The 18244-nt window shown below is 65.6% G+C and carries 14 protein-coding genes; 6 read left to right on the top strand and 8 right to left on the bottom strand.

Annotation, left to right across the window (positions count from 1 at the left end):
* Positions 1-17 precede the first annotated feature (17 nt).
* From EVC45_RS27370 to EVC45_RS27360, 3 genes are read right to left on the bottom strand one after another with little or no spacing between them, the layout of a single operon-like run.
* Positions 18-1190 carry an acyl-CoA dehydrogenase family protein gene (locus EVC45_RS27370; protein ID WP_129961344.1) on the bottom strand — a complete coding sequence of 391 codons (1173 nt, stop codon included), beginning with the start codon at positions 1188-1190 and terminating at the stop codon, positions 18-20.
* Positions 1191-1210: 20 nt separating this feature from the next.
* Positions 1211-2419, bottom strand: a complete 1209-nt coding sequence (locus tag EVC45_RS27365) for an acyl-CoA dehydrogenase family protein (RefSeq protein ID WP_129961343.1) — start codon at positions 2417-2419, stop codon at positions 1211-1213.
* A 30-nt stretch (positions 2420-2449) separates the two neighbouring features.
* Complete coding sequence (locus tag EVC45_RS27360) at positions 2450-4570, bottom strand: 3-hydroxyacyl-CoA dehydrogenase NAD-binding domain-containing protein (protein ID WP_129961342.1); 2121 nt, start codon at positions 4568-4570, stop codon at positions 2450-2452.
* A 129-nt stretch (positions 4571-4699) separates the two neighbouring features.
* Between EVC45_RS27360 and EVC45_RS27355 the strand changes: the two genes are divergently transcribed.
* From EVC45_RS27355 to EVC45_RS27345, 3 genes are all read left to right on the top strand, one after another.
* Entirely contained in the window at positions 4700-5605 is a 906-nt protein-coding gene (locus EVC45_RS27355) for a LysR family transcriptional regulator (RefSeq protein ID WP_129961341.1), read from the top strand.
* Between the two features lie 90 nt (positions 5606-5695).
* Positions 5696-7372, top strand: a complete 1677-nt coding sequence (locus EVC45_RS27350; protein ID WP_129961340.1) for an acyl-CoA synthetase — start codon at positions 5696-5698, stop codon at positions 7370-7372.
* 49 nt (positions 7373-7421) lie between these two features.
* Positions 7422-7802: a DUF5594 family protein gene (locus EVC45_RS27345; protein ID WP_129961339.1), complete on the top strand. Its 381-nt coding sequence runs from the start codon at positions 7422-7424 to the stop codon at positions 7800-7802.
* Positions 7803-7910: 108 nt separating this feature from the next.
* Here the strand turns inward: EVC45_RS27345 and EVC45_RS27340 are convergent, their stop codons facing one another.
* The 5 genes from EVC45_RS27340 to EVC45_RS27320 all read right to left on the bottom strand — a co-directional run bounded on the left by EVC45_RS27340 (position 7911) and on the right by EVC45_RS27320 (position 13604).
* Entirely contained in the window at positions 7911-10028 is a 2118-nt protein-coding gene (locus tag EVC45_RS27340) for a phosphocholine-specific phospholipase C (protein WP_129961338.1), read from the bottom strand.
* A gap of 129 nt (positions 10029-10157) precedes the next feature.
* Positions 10158-10469 carry a hypothetical protein gene (locus EVC45_RS27335; RefSeq protein ID WP_129961337.1) on the bottom strand — a complete coding sequence of 104 codons (312 nt, stop codon included), beginning with the start codon at positions 10467-10469 and terminating at the stop codon, positions 10158-10160.
* 121 nt (positions 10470-10590) lie between these two features.
* Positions 10591-11451 (bottom strand): alpha/beta fold hydrolase, encoded by an 861-nt coding sequence (locus EVC45_RS27330; RefSeq protein ID WP_129961336.1) that lies wholly within the window; start codon positions 11449-11451, stop codon positions 10591-10593.
* 11 nt (positions 11452-11462) lie between these two features.
* Positions 11463-13052, bottom strand: a complete 1590-nt coding sequence (locus EVC45_RS27325) for a benzoate-CoA ligase family protein (RefSeq protein WP_129961335.1) — start codon at positions 13050-13052, stop codon at positions 11463-11465.
* Positions 13053-13136: 84 nt separating this feature from the next.
* Complete coding sequence (locus EVC45_RS27320; RefSeq protein WP_129961334.1) at positions 13137-13604, bottom strand: DUF4863 family protein; 468 nt, start codon at positions 13602-13604, stop codon at positions 13137-13139.
* A gap of 247 nt (positions 13605-13851) precedes the next feature.
* On the opposite strand from EVC45_RS27320, the gene EVC45_RS27315 reads away from it, so the two are divergent.
* The 3 genes from EVC45_RS27315 to boxB all read left to right on the top strand — a co-directional run bounded on the left by EVC45_RS27315 (position 13852) and on the right by boxB (position 18174).
* Complete coding sequence (locus EVC45_RS27315) at positions 13852-14853, top strand: helix-turn-helix transcriptional regulator (RefSeq protein WP_129961333.1); 1002 nt, start codon at positions 13852-13854, stop codon at positions 14851-14853.
* Between the two features lie 115 nt (positions 14854-14968).
* Entirely contained in the window at positions 14969-16648 is a 1680-nt protein-coding gene (boxC, locus tag EVC45_RS27310) for a 2,3-epoxybenzoyl-CoA dihydrolase (RefSeq protein ID WP_129961332.1), read from the top strand.
* Positions 16649-16746: 98 nt separating this feature from the next.
* Positions 16747-18174: a benzoyl-CoA 2,3-epoxidase subunit BoxB gene (boxB, locus tag EVC45_RS27305; RefSeq protein ID WP_129961331.1), complete on the top strand. Its 1428-nt coding sequence runs from the start codon at positions 16747-16749 to the stop codon at positions 18172-18174.
* The last annotated feature ends 70 nt before the right edge of the window (positions 18175-18244 follow it).

The raw sequence follows: 18244 nt of genomic DNA, 5'->3' as shown, positions 1-18244 counted from the left end.
CGTGGATTGTGAGGGCATCAAGTCTGTCTGCAAGTTGCCCCAGCACTGGATTGTCGCTCAGCGTAGCCGAACGACACGAACCGCTCCAGATGATGATCCTCATCCCCAAGCTGATGATCGATCATCACGAGCCGCTTGGCGTAGTGCGCGAGCGGCAGCTCCCACGTCATGCCGATCCCGCCGTGCAACTGGATGCATTCCTCCGCGACTCGCGCGCCGATCCGCCCGATGCTGTACTTCGCCGCCGACACCGCGCGCTCGCGCGCGTTTCGGTCGCCGTCGAGCGCCGCCGCCGCGTTGATCACCGCCGAGCGCGCCTGCTCGATTTCGAGCAGCAGATCGGCCATGCGATGCTGCAACGCCTGGAAGCTGCCGATCGGCACGCCGAACTGCTTGCGCGTGCGCAGATAGTCGAGCGTGTAGTCTTTCGCGACGTCCATTGCGCCGACCGCTTCCGCGCACAGCGCGAGCACGCCGCAGCTCACCGCATATTCGAGCGTCGCGTAGCCCTGGTCTACTGGGCCGAGCACGCTGTCGTCGCCGAGCGTGACGTTGTCGAACGTCACTTCGGCCGCGCGTCCGCCGTCGATCTTGCGATAGCCGCGCACGGTCACTCCCGCGGCGTCCCTCGGCACCAGCAACAGCGTGATGCCGGCTTCGGCATCGTCCTCGCCGCTCGTGCGTGCCGAGACGAGGAACACTTGCGCATGCTCGCCAAGCTGAACGACAGCCTTCGCTCCGTTCAGTGTCCACCAATTGTCACTGCGCGCCGCGCGCGTCGCAGCGACCCGAGGCAGTTCGTAATGACTGTTCGGTTCGCCATGCGCGAGCGCCACGATCCGCGAGCCGTCGATCAACGAACCGAGCGCCGCTTTCTGCGCGTCGCTGCCGCTGCGAGCGATCGCCCGGCCGACGATCAGCGTATCGAGAAACGGCTCGACGACGAGCCCACGGCCGATGCTCTCGAACACGACGGAAATATCGAATCCGCCGCCGCCAAAACCGCCGCTCGCTTCGTCGAACAACGCGCCGATCACGCCAAGCTCCGCGAAGCGCGCCCACAATTCCTCGCTGAAGCCTTGCGTCGAACTCGCGATCCTGTCGCGCGTGGCGAAGCCGTACTGCTCGCTGATGAAGCGATTCAGCGAATCCGCCAGCATGCGGCGGTCTTCGGTGTGCTGAAAATTCATGACGTGCGCCTCTTACAGTCTTACAGTCCGAGGATCATCTTGGAGATGATGTTCTTCTGGATTTCGTTCGAGCCGCCGAAGATCGACAGCTTGCGATTGTTGAAATACTGCGACGCGGCACTCGCGGCTTCGTCGGGGCCGACCGGCACGCCGTCGAAGCCTTCGTGCAGCGCTTCCTCGACGAACGGCTGCGCATAAGCGCCCATCGCGCGCCGCGTCAGCGACGAAATCTCCTGACGGATTTCGGTGCCGCGAATCTTCAGCATCGAACTCTCGGCACCGGGCACGCCGCCGCCGGCCACGGCCGCGATCACGCGCAGGTTGGTCGTCTTCATGTTCTCGAGATCGATCTCGACGCGCGCCATGCGTGCCGCGAACGCGGGATCCTCGGCGAGCGGCCGGCCGTTGCGCCGCTGTTTCGCGGCGATCTTGCGCAGACGGTCGAACGCGGCGACCGAAAAGCCGACGCCCGCGATATTCGTGCGCTCGTACGTGAGCAGATATTTCGCGTAAGTCCAGCCCTTGTTTTCTTCGCCGACGAGATTCCCGGCCGGCACGCGCACGTCGGTGAAAAACACTTCATTGACTTCGTGCTCGCCGTCGAGCGTGATGATCGGCCGCACCTCGACGCCCGGCGTGTTCATGTCGACCAGCAGAAAGCTGATGCCTTCCTGCTTGCGCACGTCGGTCGCGGTGCGCACGAGGCAGAAGATCATGTTTGCGTAATGACCGAGCGTGGTCCACGTCTTCTGGCCATTGACGATGTAGTGCTCGCCCTCGGCGTCCGTGCCGCGCACCGCGGTTGTCTTGACCGACGCGAGGTCGGAGCCCGCGCCCGGCTCCGAATAGCCCTGGCACCACCAGTCGGAACCATCGAGTATGCGCGGCAGCCAGTGACGTTTCTGCGCGTCGCTGCCGTACTTGATCAGCACGGGCCCGAGCATGTTGACGCCGAACGGCACCACGCGCGGCGCGCCGGCGAGTGCGCATTCGTTTTCGAAGATGAATTTCTGCACCGGGTTCCAGCCGGGGCCGCCGTATTCCTTCGGCCAATGGTTCGCGAGCCAGCCTTGCGCATTCAGAATCGCGTGCCACTCGGCCATATCGTCGCGCGTCAGACGCCGGCCGCCGTGCACCTTGTCGGCGAGACGACGCGGCAGCTTGTCGCGCAGAAAGGCCAGCACGCTGGCGCGAAACGCTTCTTCTTCGGGGGTGAAGTTCAGATCCATCGCAGTCGTTCCGTCAGTGTTCGTGGTGGCTCAGGCGGTCGAGTTCAGGCTCGCGAAATCCGCGCCGCGCTCGACCAGATCGATCAGCAGCGGCGACGGCCGCCAGAACAGCGGGTCTTCCTTCGCGAACTCGCGAATGTCGGCGAGAATCGTCGCCAGGCCCACGCTGTCCGCGTATTTCATCGGACCGCCGCGGTAACGCGGAAAGCCGTAGCCGTACAGCAGCGTCACATCGACGTCGAGCGGGCGCAGCGCGATGCCTTCGTGCACGACGTTCGCGCCTTCGTTGATCATCGCGGCCAGATAGCGGCGCATGATCTGCTCGTCGGTGAAGCTGCGCGGCGTGATGCCCGCGCGCACGCGCTCGGCGTCGATGATCGCCTCGACTTCGGGATCGGGCATGCCGCCGCGCGATCCTTCGGGGTACAGATAGAATCCGCGGCCGGTCTTCTGGCCGAACCAGCCGCGCTCGCACAGGCGGTCGGCGATCTGCACGTAGCGCGCGTTCGGGTCGCGCGTGGCCGCGCGGCGTTTGCGCGCCGCCCAGCCGATGTCGCCGCCGGCGAGGTCGACCACCTGGAACGGGCCCATCGGCAAGCCGAACGCGCGCACCGCCGCGTCGATCTGATACGGCGACGCACCGTCTTCCATCAGCGCGTCCGCGGCGGCGCGATACACGGCGAGCAGCCGATTGCCGATGAAGCCGTCGCACACGCCCGCGCGCACCGGCGTCTTGCGTAGCTTCTTCGCGAGCTCGAACGCGGTCGCCACGACATCGGCGCTGACCTGCTTCGGCACCACGACTTCGAGCAGCTTCATGATGTTGGCCGGCGAGAAGAAGTGCAGACCGATTACGTCGGCGGGACGCGAGATGCTGGCCGCGATCGCTTCGATGTCCAGATACGAGGTGTTGGTCGCGAGCACCGCGCCGGGCTTGCAGACGCGATCGAGCTCGGCGAATACGGCCTTTTTGACGTCGAGATCTTCGAACACGGCTTCGATCACGAGGTCGGCGTGAGCAAGCGCATCGTACGACGTGCTGCCGCTCCAGCGCGCCATGGTCGCGGCTTTCTTCTCCGCGGTGAGGCGGCCTTTGGCGATCAGCGCGTCGTAGACCTTGTCGATATGCGCGCGGCCGCGCGCGAGCGACGCTTCGTCGCGTTCGATCATCGTGACGGGCAGTCCCGCGTCGAGCACCGCGACCGCAATGCCCGCGCCCATCGTGCCGCCGCCGATCACGCCGATCGCGTCGAGCGCGCGCGGTTTCGCATCGCGCGTTTCAGGCGCTTTCAGCACTTCGCGCTCGGCGAAGAACGCGTGAATCAGGCCGGCGCGCTGCGGGCTGTCGAGGCATTGCAGGAACAGCTTGCGTTCGAGCTTCAGTCCTTCGTCGAAGGGCTGTTCGATCGCGGCTTCGACCGCGTCGACGATTTTCAGCGGCGAAAACAGGCCGCGCGCTTTTTTCGCGGTTTCTTCACGCGCTTTCGCGACGGCGGCGAGGCTGGCGGCGCGATCGTGCAACGCGGCGGCATCGCGCGTGCGGCGCACCGGCGCGTGCGCGGCGAGCAACTCGTGCGCGTAGGCGAGCCCTTCGGCGAGGATGTCGCCGCTGTCGCCGAGACGGTCGATCAACCCGAGCGCGAGCGCTTCCTTCGCGCTCGCATGGCGGCCGCTCAAGATCAGATCGAGCGCGGCCGGCGCGCCGATCAGGCGCGGCGTGCGTTGCGTGCCGCCCGCTCCGGGCAGCAGGCCGAGCTGCACTTCCGGCAGGCCGAGCTTCGCGCCGTCGACGGCAATCCGGTAATGCGCGGCGAGCGCCACTTCGAGCCCGCCGCCGAGCGCGGCGCCGTGCAGCGCGGCAATCACGGGTTTCGCGCAGGCCTCGATGCGGTTGCATACTTCGGGCAGCGAAGGGGGCACGGGCGGCTTGCCGAACTCGCGGATATCGGCACCGGCGATGAAGTTGCGCCCCGCGCCGACGATCAGCACGGCTTCCACGGCGCGCTCGGCGTCGGCGGCTTCGATCGCGGCCAGCAGGCCGCGCCGCACGTCGGCGGATAGCGCGTTGACCGGCGCATGGTCGATCGTGACGAGCAGGACCTTGCCGCGCAATTCGCGGGTGACGACGTCGGCTGAGGAGGAAGGGGTCATGCTGATGTCTCCGTTTGATGGTGGCGACGCGCGCGCGTCCGATCGTCTCATTCTGGAGTGGTCAACGTTCATTGACAATCACATGGTTGATTGACAGACTGTCAAAATTATTTTGACAAAGATATGGCGATGGACGTCAACTCGCTGACCCTGCTGGTCGACATCCTCGACGCCGGCAATCTGAGCGAGGCGGCGCGCCGGCTCAAGATGAGCCGCGCGAACGTCAGCTATCACCTGAACCAGTTGGAGCGTTCGGTCGGCCTGCAATTGGTGCGACGCACCACGCGTCGCGTCGAGCCGACCGAGATCGGTCTGCGGCTCTACGAGCACGGCCGCACGATCCGCAACGCGTTGCTGGCCGCGCGCGAATCGGTGACGACGCTCGGCCAGAGCCTGCAGGGTCGCGTGCGGCTCAGCGTGCCGAGCGGCTACGGGCAACTCGTGATGTCCGAATGGCTGATCGCGTTCAAGCGGCTGTATCCGGGCATCGTGCTGGATGTGATGTTCGAGAACCGCGTCGAGGATCTGATGCGCGACGAGATCGACATCGCGGTGCGTGTGATGTCGGAGCCGCCGCAAAACCTCGTCGCGCGGGACATGGGCCCGGTCCGCTACGTAGCTTGCGCATCTCCCGAATTCGCGCGCACGCACGGCATGCCCGCGACGCTCGACGACCTGCGCACCGCGCCGCTGATTACGGCGGCCGTGATCGGCAAGCAGTTGCGGCTCGCCGCGTATCTGCGCGACGAGCGTCATGAGGTGCTGCTCGAACCGACGATCATTTCGGAAAACTTTCTATTTTTGCGGCAGGCGGTGCTGGCCGGTCTCGGCGTCGGACTCGTGCCCGACTACGTGGTGCAGGACGATCTGAAACGCGGCGCCGTGCTGACCGCGCTCGATGCGTGGCGGCTCAGCATCTTCGGCACGCATATGTACATGCTGTACATGCCGAACCGGCATCACACGCGCGCGGCGGCGACCTTCATCGACTTCGTGCTGGAGCAGGCGCAGGGCTCGGGCAGGGTCGTGGGCTAAACTGCGGAACACCGGCCATACGCTCAAATACATCGGGCGATGGGCTATGCATCACGCGATGCAGCGATAACGACGATATCCGGAGACACGATGAACCTCGACGGCGAGACTTACGATTCGCTCACGACCCATTTCACGTGGCGCATTCCGCCGCGTTACAACATCGGCGTCGACGCGTGCGACAAGTGGGCCGATGGCTCGGGGCGTCTCGCGCTGATCTATGAAGACGCCGACGGCCGCGCGACCCGCTATACGTTCGACGAGCTGAAGGCACTGTCCGACCGTTTCGCCAACGCGCTGCTCGCGGCGGGCGCGCGGCGCGGCGAGCGCATCGGCATCTTCCTGTCGCAATCGATCGAAACGGCCATCGCGCATCTCGCGGCATACAAGGCCGGCATGGTCGCGGTGCCGCTGTTCGCGCTGTTCGGCGTCGACGCGATCGAGCATCGCCTCGGCGATAGCGGCGCGGTCGCGCTGATCACCGATCGCGCCGGCGTGCAAAAGATCGACGAAATTCGCGGCGCGCTGCCCGAGTTGCGACACGTGTTCAGTGTCGATATCGAGCAGGACGACGAAGCATCGGACGAGCCGGTGCGCTCGTTCTGGCACGCGTTGAATGGCGCCCCCGCGGAGTTCACGCCGGCCGACACCGCCGCGGACGACCCGGCGATCATCATCTATACCTCGGGCACGACCGGCAAACCGAAGGGCGCGTTGCACGGGCATCGCGTTTTGCTCGGGCATCTGCCCGGCGTCGAGATGTCGCAGCAAGGCTTTCCCGCGCACGCGACGCTAATGTGGACGCCCGCGGACTGGGCGTGGATCGGCGGTCTGTTCGACGTGCTGCTGCCATCGTGGCATCACGGCGTCGCGGTGCTGGCGCGCCGTTTTGCGAAATTCGACGGCCATGCCGCATTCGACCTACTCGCGCGTCACGCGGTCTCCCATGCGTTTCTTCCGCCGACCGCGCTGAAGATGATGCGCGGCGTCGAGCGGCCCGCCGATCTGCGTCTCGCGTTGCAATCGGTCGCGAGCGGCGGCGAATCGCTGGGCGAGGAACTGATCGGCTGGGGGCGCGACGCGCTCGGGGTGACGATCAACGAGTTCTACGGGCAGACCGAGTGCAACGTGGTGGTGTCGTCGTGCGCGGCGCTGTTCGAGCCGCGCTTCGGCGCGATCGGGCGCGCGGTGCCGGGCCACCATGTCGCGATCGTCGATGCCGCCGGCAACGAATTGCCGCCCGGCGCGATCGGCGATATCGCGGTGGCCGCGCCCGATCCGGTGATGTTTCTCGGCTACTGGCGCAACGATGCGGCCACCAGCGAGAAATTCCGCGGCAAGTTTCTGCTGACCGGCGATCTCGGCACGCGCGACGCGGACGGCTTCATTCGCTTCGTCGGCCGTGGCGACGACGTGATCACGAGTGCGGGCTACCGCATCGGGCCGGCGTCGATCGAGGACTCGCTGCTGCGTCATCCGGCCGTCGCGATGGCGGCCGTGGTCGGCACGCCCGATCGCGAGCGCACCGAAATCGTGACGGCGTTCGTGGTGCTGAAAGCGGGTTTCGTCGGCGACGATGCGCTCGTGCGCGAGATCCAGCAGCACGTGAAGACGCGTCTGGCCGCGCATGAATATCCGCGCGAGATTCGCTTCGTCGAAAGCCTGCCGATGACGGCCACCGGCAAGGTGATCCGCAAGGCGCTGCGCGAGGCTTTGGAGAAGACCGGCACGCACGAACCGCACGCGCTGCCGCCGGCGAAAAACTGAGTCTGCTACGATGACCGACCCACGATCAGAATTACAGCGGAGAGCCTGGATGCGCGCGGAGAGTGCAATTCGTTTCGATCAGGAGTTCGCGCCGCGCATTGCCGAGGCGATTGCCGCGAGTTTCGCGAAGACCGTGCACACCGAGGTGTTGCCGCATGGCGAAGAGGGGCAGCCCACCCGCGTGCGCATTCACGCAACGCCGCTCGAAAAGCTCGGCCACTACCCGCATCCGTTGAATCTGTATCTGACCTGGGACAGCGACGAAATAGAGAGACTGATGGGCGAGCAGGGCGCACCGCGTTTCGCCAGATATCTGGCCGCGCTGCCGCGCAAGCTCAATGCGTGGACCCAGGCGCGCGAACTCGATTTCTCCACGCATACGCAGGGTGAGCCGGTTACGTTGATCGGCGGGCTCGATTTCGAGTCGTAAGCGCCGACGCGCGTTTGCGGGTTTGCGTTCCAGAGCTGGATAAAGAACGGCCGCTGTGCTCGAGGAGCCAGCGGCCGTTGCTTTTGCAGAGTTGCGTCGCAGCGACGCTCAGCCGCCCAACGCCGGATCGCTCAGGCTGCTGCTGCCGGTCTCCACGTGACCGGCGATGCGCCGCGCGAAGGTCGGGTCCGTATCGACGGTGATCGAGAGATCGTACCAGCCGTAGGCGTTGCGCAGATCGAGGTACAGATTGTCGGTGTCGCCGCCGCGCACCGAATGCCTGATGACGTGGTTCGCGTCGTACGCGTTGACGATCGTGAACTCGCAACGCGCGGTGCCGACGTTCTCGAGCCGCAGTTGCAGATTGCCGTTCGCCACATCGTAGCCTTCGGCGACCACCGGTCGTGCGGTGTCCGATCCATTCCGCCAACTGCGCGTAACCAGCTTGCCCGCGAAGCGGCGCAGGAATCCGTTCGGCCCGTGCACGCTGAAGTCGTAGCTGCCATCGGCGTTGACGAGCAGCGTGTCCTGCAGATGCTTGCCTGCTTCGACGGTATAGCTGCGCGGCGCGTCGGCGCTACCCGCCGCGTACACGAGGAACACCGCGCCCGCGCGGCCGGTGTTGACGAAGCGCATCGTCAGCTTGCCGTTCGCGCCTTCGTCGACACGCACGAATAGTTCATACGGCAATGCGCGAGCCGGGCGCACGCCCGCTTCCTGCTTCGGCACCGTCTGCAGCGCCGGCGGTTGCGGCACGTAGTCCGGGTGACGGTTCTGGTCGGGCGGCACGTAGCCGCTCGTGCTCGGCAGCGACGGTACCGACGCGTTCGGATTCGCGAAGTTGAACGCCGAGGTCAGATCGCCGCACACCGCGCGGCGCCACGGCGTGATGTTCGATTCGCGCAGATCGTGGTGCTGGCCGAAGCGCTTTTCGATGAAGCGGATCACCGAGGTATGGTCGAACACTTCCGAGCACACGTAGCCGCCCTTCGACCACGGCGAGACCACCAGCATCGGCACGCGCGGTCCGAGCCCGTACGGCCCGGCGACGTTCTTCGGATCGCCCGCGTAGATGTCGTGCGTAATGTCGACAGTAGACAGACCGTTCGCGCTCGACGCGGCCGCGAACGGCGCCGCGATGTGATCGAAGAAGCCGTCGTTTTCGTCGTAGTTGATCAGCAGCACGGTCTTGCTCCACACGTCCGGGTTCGACGTGAGGATCTGCAGCACCTGGTCGATGTACCACGCGCCGTAGTTGGTCGGCCAGTTCGGATGTTCGCAGTACGCTTCGGGCGCGACGATCCACGACACCTGCGGCAGCGTGCCGTTCTGCACGTCGCGCTTCAGGATGTCGAAGTAGCCGTCGCCGTTCGCCGCGTTGGTGCCGGTGCGCGCGTTGTCGTACAGCGGGTTGCCCGGCTGCGCGTTGCGATACTGGTTGAAATAGAGCAGCGAGTTGTCGCCGTAGTTGCCGATGTACGCGTTCTGCGTCCAGCCCCACGAACCGTTCGCATCGAGCCCGGTGCCGATGTCCTGATAGATCTTCCACGAGATGCCGGCGTTCTGCAGCACTTCGGGGAAGGTCGACCAGCCGTAGCCGAGTTCCGAATTGTCGATCACCGGACCGCCGCCGCTGTCGTCGTTGCCGACCCAGCCGCTCCACATGTAGTAGCGGTTCGGGTCGGTCGGGCCCATCAGCGAGCAGTGGTACGAGTCGCAGATCGTGAATGCGTCGGCGAGCTGATAGTGGAACGGAATATCGTCGCGCGTCAGGTAGGCCATCGTGGTCGCGCCTTTCGACGGCACCCACTGATCGTTGCGGCCGCCGTTCCATGCCGCATGCGTGGTGCCCCAGTCGTGCGCGAGATCCTGCAGGAATTGCAGGCCGAGATTCGGCGCGGTGGGATGGAACGGCAGCACGTAGCCGGCGCCGGCGGTGTCGGCGGTGAGCGGCTGATACCACACCGGCTGGCCGTTCGCGAGCTTGATCGCGCGCGTGTCGCCGAAGCCGCGCACGCCTTTGAGCGTGCCGAAGTAGTGGTCGAACGAGCGGTTCTCCTGCATCAGCACGACGATGTGCTCGACATCGTGGATCGTGCCGGTTCGGTTGTTGGCCGGAATCGCGAGCGCATTGCGGATGCCCGGCGGCAGCATGCTCAACGCGGCGAAGGAACCGGCGGCTTGCGCGGCCGAGCGCAGAAAATCACGGCGATTGTTTGAGGTCATGGTTGTGGCGGTTGTGTCTTTGATCTTCGGTGGGGGAAAAAGGCACGGGGACAGCGAATTGCGGTACTGAAACGGCGATGCTGCGTCGGACGCGGGAAGGCAAACCCGCCGCCGCGCGCGGCGCGATTCTCAATCGACGGTATGGATGACGGGGCTGGCAAGCGGCGGCGACGCGGCGGACAGCGCCGTGCCGGCTTCGGATGCGGGTGCCGCCGGTGTCCGGATCGTCAGCGTCGGCGGCGCGGAGTCGGCCGCCGGCGTGGCGCTCGTCGGGTCGCCGGGGTTAGCGGCGGGATGCTCGGTAGAACTGATGGTATTCGGGGCGGCGGGTGGGTCGTCGTCGCTGCATGCACCCAATAGCGCGCACAGCACGATGACCGCCACGGCGCCCGTCAAACGTTTGCATCGCGGCGCACGGTTCGGGTTCGACACGAAGGGCATGGCACTGTCTCCGGGCGGGGAAGGGATGCCTCGCCATCGAGGTGCCGAGGTCAGCGATGCCGCAGCATAATCGCCGATCCGTGTAATTTTTATGAAGTATCGGTAACAGGTTGGGGGCCGCTTATTGCTGGCCGCGAACGAATCCTACGATCGCATCGTTGAGCGCGGCGGGCGCGTCGCGATGCGGGGAGTGTCCGCAGGCGTCGAGCTTGACGAGTTGCGCATGCGGCACGCGCGCGGCGATCGTGTCGATCTGCGCCATCGTGCCGTAATTGTCGTCGTGGCCCTGGATCGCGAGCAGCGCTCGGCGGATCGGCGCAAGCGCCTCGACGATCGACCACTGCCGGAACGCCGGATCGAGCCAGATATCGTTCCAGCCGTAGAACGCGGAATCGACGTCCGCGTGATAGCGGGCGAGCTTCGCGCGCAGATCGGTGGTTTCGTAAAGCTGCCTGGTTTGGGCGATGCTTTGCACCGAGACGTCTTCGACGAACACGTGCGGCGCGATCACGACCGCGCCCGCGAGCGCCTCGGGATAGAGCGCCGCGTACAGCAGCGCGATCGAGCCGCCGTCGCTATGGCCGATCACCCACATGCGCTGGCGTTGCCGCGGATCGATCTCGAGCGCGTCGAGCAGCGCGGGGAGGATGTTGCGCGCCTGCGCGGTCATGAAATCGACCGGCCATTTCTCGTCGGGCGCACGCGGTGTCGAGAGTCCGTAGCCGGGCCGCGAATAGACGAGCCCGCGCATGCCGAGCCGCTCGCACAACGTCTGCGGCCAGTCGCGCCACATGGCGATCGAGCCGAGACCTTCGTGCAGGAATACCGCGATCGGCGGATCGTTTGCCTCCGCACTCGCCTGCTCATTGACCCAGCGGTACTCGATACGCAACGGCCCATGCGACGCGGTCGCGGGCAATTCGGCGAAGCGGCTGGCGGCACTGGCGGAGGAAACGGCAGGGGCGGTACCCGGGTTCTGCATCAATGAATCACCTATGACAGTTCGCGTAGCTTGAAGCGTTGAATCTTACCGGTGGCGGTTTTCGGCAGATCGTCGGTGAACACGATATCGCGCGGGTACTTGTGCGGCGCGAGCCGTTCCTTGACGAAGGCCTTCAGTTGTTCCGCGAGCAGGTCGGACGGCGTGAAGTCGCGCTTGAGCACGACGAACGCACGCGTTTTCACGAGTCCGCCATGATCGACGCCGACCACCGCCGCTTCGAGCACCGCCGGATGCGCGACGAGCACCATCTCGACCTCGACCGGCGACACATACTGGCCGCTCACTTTCAGCATGTCGTCGCTGCGGCCCGCGTAAACATAACAGCCGTTCGCGAGACGCCGGTACTTGTCGCCGCTCCTGATCCATTCGCCGAGAAAGGTCGCGCGCGTCTTCTCGCGATTGCTCCAATACATCAGCGCGGCGCTCGGCCCCTTGATGAACAGATCGCCGATTTCGCCATCGGGCACCGGCCGCCCGGCTTCGTCGCGCAACTCGATTTCGTAGCCGGGCACGGGGCGCCCGGTCGTGCCGTATTCGACTTCGCCCGCGCGATTCGACAGGAAAATGTGCAGCATTTCCGTCGAGCCGATGCCGTCGAGAATCTCGGCGCCGAAGTGCGCGGTGAAGCGTTCGCCGACGTCGCGCGGCAACGCCTCGCCGGCCGACGCGCACACGCGGATCGCGACGTCGGCGCGCGCGGGCAGATTCGGCGACACCAGCATGTTCGCGTACAAGGTCGGCACGCCGTAAAACACGGTCGGACGATGCTCGACGAGGCGCGCGAAGATAGCGTCGGCGGTCGGGCGCTCGGCCATCAGGATCGCGGTCGCGCCGACCGACAGCGGGAATGTCAGCGCGTTGCCGAGCCCGTACGCGAAGAACAGCTTCGCCGCCGAGAACACCACGTCGCTCTCGACGATGCCGAGCACCGGCTTTGCATACAGCTCGGCGGTCCAGTACAGATTCGCATGCGTGTGGACGGTGCCTTTCGGCTTGCCGGTCGAGCCCGACGAATACAGCCAGAACGCGATGTCGTCCGCGTTGCTGGCGCAGCCTTTGAGCGCGGGCGTTGCGGCGTCAACCAGCGTTTCGAAGCGGGGCGCCGCGAGCGGCGCTTCGGTGGACGCGCAAGGCTGCGACACGATCAGCTGACAGCCGTCGTCGTCGATGCTCTTTAGCGCTTCCGTCACGTTGGGTAGCAAGGGTTCCGACACGATCACCGCCCGCGCATGGCTGTGCGTCAGCATGTACGCATAGTCGGTGGCGCTCAGCAAGGTGTTCGCGACGACCGGCACGATGCCGGCGTACAACGCGCCGAGAAACGCGACCGGCAGCGACACGGTGTCAAGCATCACGAGCAGCACCCGCTCCTCGGGATGCACGCCGAGCGCGCGCAGTGCGCTGGCGCAGCGTCGCGCGCGCTGTTCGAGCTCGCCGTAGGTCAGCGCGCCGTGGTCGTCGATATAAGCGACTTTGCTCGCGCGCGCTTCGTTCAACTGGAACAGGTGCCTTGCGAAGTTGAACAGCGGGGGCGGCGGCGCAACCGGCTCGCGCGCACTCGTTTCCAGCAGGGCTTCCATATGTCTCCTCCATCCGTGGACGCGGTCCGGCTTTTGTCTGCCCGTGATCCGCTCGATGCTGCCCGCTCGCGGCTCATGTGCTGCTCAAGCGCGCGTAAATTCGATCGCCCCTTGCGGCAGCAGATACAGCACCAGCGCCTGGCCGTTCGCGACGGTCGGTCGATGCGCCGAGCCGGGGCCGTACACGCACCAGCCGGCCGGATGGCCGTCGAACGTCGCGCCTTCGGTGAGCGGCATGATCAGATCGATCTCGCCGTGCGGATGCACGTGGTGCGGGCCGGCAATGTCCTGCATGTCGACGACGTCGACCGAAAAGCCGTGCGTGTCGGGCAGCGCCTTGAAGATGCGGCCGTAGCGGATGCCGCCGGCCTCGCGATTGCACAGCCAGCCTTCGGCGACGCCGCTGCGGCAGGCGTTCGCCAGTTCCTGGAAGGTGGGGCTGTCGGCGGGCCAGGTGTCGTTCAGCCAGTGGGCGAGCGCAGCGTCGAGCGGCCGCCCGGCGAGTTGCCCAGTGACGCCTGCGATCAGGCGCTGGAATTCCTGTGGGGACATGCGAGCCTCCAGAAGCGCGCTCACGCACGGCCGGATATCCGGGCACCGGTGCGCCGGCCCCCGGATAACCGGCCCCCGGCACTTTGATGCATGCGTATTGCGGCGCCGTCTCCGTGACGCCGCCCGAATGCCACGGCGGCGCGCGACTGTGTTCGTGATTGGATCTGCTTTTGGCGAAAATTAAACCGTTCACGTCGTGCGTGTCAAGCACTATAGTACATGTATCGTAGTCATGAGGTCGCAAAACATGAATCAAAAGTACTCTCCCGCACCGTCGGACGAAACCGACGACGACGCGGCCCGCGCCGAACCCGCCGGGCGCGCGGGTGAACGCACGGCCGAACGTGGCATCGAGCGCGAAGAACGCGATCCTTTCCTGACCGCGATGGGCGAGCGCGTGCGTTTGCTGCGCGCGCGCCGCGGCATGACGCGCAAGACGCTGGCGGCCGAAACCGGTTTGTCGGAGCGGCACCTGGCGAATCTCGAATCGGGTGTCGGCAACGCGTCGGTGCTGGTGCTGCGGCAACTCGCGGCCACGCTGAACTGCTCGCTCGCCGAGGTGATCGGCGACGAAACCACCGCGTCCGCCGAATGGCTGCTGATCCGCGAACTGCTGCAGGGCCGCGACCAGGCCGCGCTGCAGCGTGCGCGCATCGCGCTCGTGGAGATGTTCGCGCAGGCGCCGCGCGACCCGCACCGCAAGGACCGCATCGCGCTGATCGGCCTGCGCGGCGCGGGCAAGTCGACGCTCGGGCGCATGCTCGCGCAGGAGCGCAAAGTGCCGTTCATCGAGCTCACGCGCGTGATCGAACAACTCGCGGGCTGTCCGCCGTCGGAGATCCATTCTCTGTACGGCGCGAGCGCGTATCGACGCTACGAGCAGCGCGCGCTCGAGGCGGTAATCCACGAGCATCCGCGGGCGGTGATCGCGTCGCCGGGCGGGCTCGTGTCGGAATCGGGCACCTTCAACGTGCTGCTGTCGCACTGCTTCACCGTGTGGCTGCAGGCGACGCCCGACGAGCATATGCGCCGCGTCGTCGCGCAAGGCGATCTGCGGCCGATGTCCGGCAACCGCGAGGCGATGGACGACCTGAAGCGCATCCTCGCCGGGCGCGCCGAGCTGTACGGGCGCGCAGATATGTCGTTCGATACCAGCGAGAAGACGCTGGCCGATGCCTATCTGCAACTGCGCGACCGCCTGGCCGCGCGTCTTGCGGCGGAAGCGCCCGACGAAGCGCGCATGAACTGACCAATCGTGGGCGCCAGGGTTTCCCCGTGAAAATGCACTAAAGTGCTTTACGCTGGTATGACAATGCACTATTGTTCAAAAAAACAGATTGCATCGTCCAGTCAGGAGACGCCGCATGTCCACAGCACCCACCGCCGTTGCTCAGGCCGCGCCGGTCGACTACCGCACCGAGCCGTCGCAGTACAAGCACTGGAAGCTCAGCTTCAACGGTCCGGTCGCGACGCTCGGCATCGACATCGCCGAGGACGGCGGCATTCGCGACGGCTACAAGCTGAAGCTCAATTCGTACGATCTCGGCGTCGACATCGAACTGCACGACGCGATCCAGCGCATTCGTTTCGAGCATCCGGAAGTCCGCACGGTGGTGGTGACGAGCCTGAAGGACCGGGTGTTCTGCTCGGGTGCGAATATCTTCATGCTGGGGCTGTCGTCGCACGCGTGGAAGGTCAACTTCTGCAAGTTCACGAATGAAACCCGCAATGGGCTCGAAGATTCGTCGCGCCATTCGGGGCTGAAGTTTCTCGCCGCGGTGAACGGCGCGTGCGCGGGCGGCGGGTATGAACTCGCGCTCGCCTGCGACGAAATCTATCTGATCGACGATCGCTCGTCTTCGGTGTCGCTGCCGGAGGTGCCGCTGCTCGGCGTATTGCCCGGCACCGGCGGTCTCACGCGCGTGACCGATAAGCGCAAGGTGCGCCACGATCGCGCGGATATCTTCTGCACGGTGGTCGAGGGTGTGCGCGGCGAACGCGCGAAGGCGTGGCGTCTGGTCGACGAAGTCGTGAAGCCGAACCAGTTCGAGCAGGCCATTCAGGCGCGCGCGCTCGAACTCGCCGCGCACAGCGATCGTCCGGACGATGCACAGGGTGTCGCGCTGACGCGCATCGAACGCACGGATCGCGAAGACGGCCTCGGCTATCGGACGGTCGACGTGACGATCGATCGCACGAAACGTGTGGCGACCTTCACCGCGCGTGCGCCGCACACCGAGCAACCGACTGACATCGAAGCGATCGTCGCGGCCGGCGCCAACTGGTGGCCGCTGCAATTCGCGCGCGAACTCGACGACGCGATCCTGTCGATGCGCACCAACGCGCTCGACATCGGCACCTGGGTGTTCAAGACCGAAGGCGACGCGCGCCAATTGCTGGCGGTCGACGCGACGCTGCTGCAGCACAGGGATCACTGGTTCGTGCGCGAAACGATCGGCATGCTGCGCCGCACGCTCGCGCGTCTCGACGTGTCGTCGCGCTCCATCTTTACGCTGATCGAGCCGGGCTCGTGCTTCGCCGGCACGTTCGCGGAACTCGCGTTCGCCGCCGATCGCACCTACATGGCCGCGCTGCCCGACAACGAGGACGAGGAGCCGGCGATCACGCTGTCGGAAGTCAACTTCGGTCTGTATCCGATGGTCACGCATCAATCGCGGCTCGCGCGACGCTTCTACGAGGAAGCCGAGCCGCTCGACGCGGTACGCGCGCTGATCGGCCAGCCGGTCAAGGCGCTCGACGCCGAGCGTCTGGGTCTGGTCACCGCGTCGCCGGACGACATCGATTGGGCCGACGAAATCCGCATCGCGCTGGAAGAGCGCGCGGCGATGTCGCCCGATGCATTGACGGGCCTCGAAGCGAATCTGCGCTTCAACGGGCCGGAGACGATGGAGACGCGCATTTTCGGCCGTCTCACCGCCTGGCAGAACTGGATCTTCAACCGGCCGAACGCTGTGGGCGACAAGGGTGCGCTCAAGGTGTACGGCAAAGGCAGCAAGGCGCAATTCGACGTGTCGCGCGTGTGATCTGCGCCGCGCTCACTCCGACTAAACGACGCCGCCTGCCGATACGCGCCTCTCGCCACTGCAGCTTCCGAACAGCGAATTGACCCAGGGAACCGACCATGTCCTCGATCAACTACAGCGAAAAGATTCCGAACAACGTCAACCTCGCCGACGACCGCGCGCTGCAGCGCGCGCTCGAGCAATGGCAGCCGAACTTTCTGTCGTGGTGGGGCGATATGGGCCCGGAAGGCTCGCACGGGTACGACGTGTATCTGCGCACTGCGATCAGCGTTGACCCGGGCGGCTGGGCGCACTTCGATTACGTGAAGATGCCCGACTACCGCTGGGGCATTTTCCTCACGCCGGGCGAGCAGGATCGCAAGATTCACTTCGGCGAGCACAAGGGCGAAGCCGCGTGGCAGGACGTGCCCGGCGAGCACCGCGCGAACCTGCGCCGCATCATCGTCACGCAGGGCGATACGGAGCCTGCTTCGGTCGAGCAGCAGCGTCACCTCGGCCTGACCGCGCCGTCGCTGTACGATCTGCGCAACCTGTTCCAGGTGAACGTCGAGGAAGGGCGCCATTTGTGGGCGATGGTGTATCTGCTGCATCGCTACTTCGGCCGCGACGGTCGAGAGGAAGCCGAAGCATTGCTTGGCCGTCGCTCGGGCGACGAAGACAATCCGCGCATTCTCGGCGCGTTCAACGAGAAAACGCCGGACTGGCTCGCGTTCTTCATGTTCACGTATTTCACCGACCGCGACGGCAAGTTCCAGTTGTCGGCGCTCGCGGAGTCCGGTTTCGATCCGCTCGCGCGCACGACGAAGTTCATGCTGACCGAGGAAGCGCATCATATGTTCGTCGGCGAATCGGGCGTGTCGCGCGTGATCCAGCGCACCGCGCAGGTGATGAACGAACTCGGCACCGACGACGTCGCGAAGATCCGCGCGGCCGGCGTGATCGATCTGCCGACCATCCAGCGCTATCTGAACTTCCACTACTCGGTCACGATCGACCTGTTCGGTGCCGATCATTCGTCGAACGCGGCGACGTTCTATAGCTCGGGCCTGAAGGGCCGCTACGAGGAAGGCAAGCGCGACGACGATCATCGGCTGAGCGAGCATAGCTACAAGCTGCTCGACGTGCAGGACGGCAAGCTCGTCGAGCGCGAAGTGCCGATGCTCAACGCGATGAACGAAGTGCTGCGCGACGACTACATCAAGGACTCGGTGTCGGGTGTGGGCCGCTGGAACAAGGTGCTCGAGAAAGCCGGTATCGACTTTCGGATGACGGTGCCGCACAAAGCGTTCAACCGGCAGATCGGCACCTTCGCGGGCACGCGGGTGTCGCCCGACGGCCGCGTGATCAGCGAAGCCGAATGGGCTGCGAACGAAGCGAAGTGGCTTGCCTCGCCCGAAGACCGCGCATTTGTCGCGTCGCTGATGGGCCGCGTCGCGGAGCCGGGCAAGTTCGCGAACTGGATCGCGCCGCCCGCGATGGGCGTGAACCGTCAGCCGGTCGATTTCGAATACGTGCGCTTCAACTGAAGCAACGGAAGCAACTGAAGTAGCCGAAGCACGAAAGGCGCGCCGCGTGCGCGCCGTATTACCTGGTGGA

Origin of the sequence: Paraburkholderia sp. UYCP14C, assembly GCF_004197395.1 — a bacterium.
Classification (GTDB): Bacteria; Pseudomonadota; Gammaproteobacteria; order Burkholderiales; family Burkholderiaceae; genus Paraburkholderia.
This window is presented reverse-complemented; position numbering and strand designations above follow the sequence as displayed.

Coding starts and splice junctions, on each gene's coding strand:
- EVC45_RS27370 (WP_129961344.1), bottom strand. CDS start 1,190: ATGAATTTTCAGCACACCGAAGACCGCCGCATGCTGGCGGATTCGCTG.
- EVC45_RS27365 (WP_129961343.1), bottom strand. CDS start 2,419: ATGGATCTGAACTTCACCCCCGAAGAAGAAGCGTTTCGCGCCAGCGTG.
- EVC45_RS27360 (WP_129961342.1), bottom strand. CDS start 4,570: ATGACCCCTTCCTCCTCAGCCGACGTCGTCACCCGCGAATTGCGCGGC.
- EVC45_RS27355 (WP_129961341.1), top strand. CDS start 4,700: ATGGACGTCAACTCGCTGACCCTGCTGGTCGACATCCTCGACGCCGGC.
- EVC45_RS27350 (WP_129961340.1), top strand. CDS start 5,696: ATGAACCTCGACGGCGAGACTTACGATTCGCTCACGACCCATTTCACG.
- EVC45_RS27345 (WP_129961339.1), top strand. CDS start 7,422: ATGCGCGCGGAGAGTGCAATTCGTTTCGATCAGGAGTTCGCGCCGCGC.
- EVC45_RS27340 (WP_129961338.1), bottom strand. CDS start 10,028: ATGACCTCAAACAATCGCCGTGATTTTCTGCGCTCGGCCGCGCAAGCC.
- EVC45_RS27335 (WP_129961337.1), bottom strand. CDS start 10,469: ATGCCCTTCGTGTCGAACCCGAACCGTGCGCCGCGATGCAAACGTTTG.
- EVC45_RS27330 (WP_129961336.1), bottom strand. CDS start 11,451: ATGCAGAACCCGGGTACCGCCCCTGCCGTTTCCTCCGCCAGTGCCGCC.
- EVC45_RS27325 (WP_129961335.1), bottom strand. CDS start 13,052: ATGGAAGCCCTGCTGGAAACGAGTGCGCGCGAGCCGGTTGCGCCGCCG.
- EVC45_RS27320 (WP_129961334.1), bottom strand. CDS start 13,604: ATGTCCCCACAGGAATTCCAGCGCCTGATCGCAGGCGTCACTGGGCAA.
- EVC45_RS27315 (WP_129961333.1), top strand. CDS start 13,852: ATGAATCAAAAGTACTCTCCCGCACCGTCGGACGAAACCGACGACGAC.
- boxC (WP_129961332.1), top strand. CDS start 14,969: ATGTCCACAGCACCCACCGCCGTTGCTCAGGCCGCGCCGGTCGACTAC.
- boxB (WP_129961331.1), top strand. CDS start 16,747: ATGTCCTCGATCAACTACAGCGAAAAGATTCCGAACAACGTCAACCTC.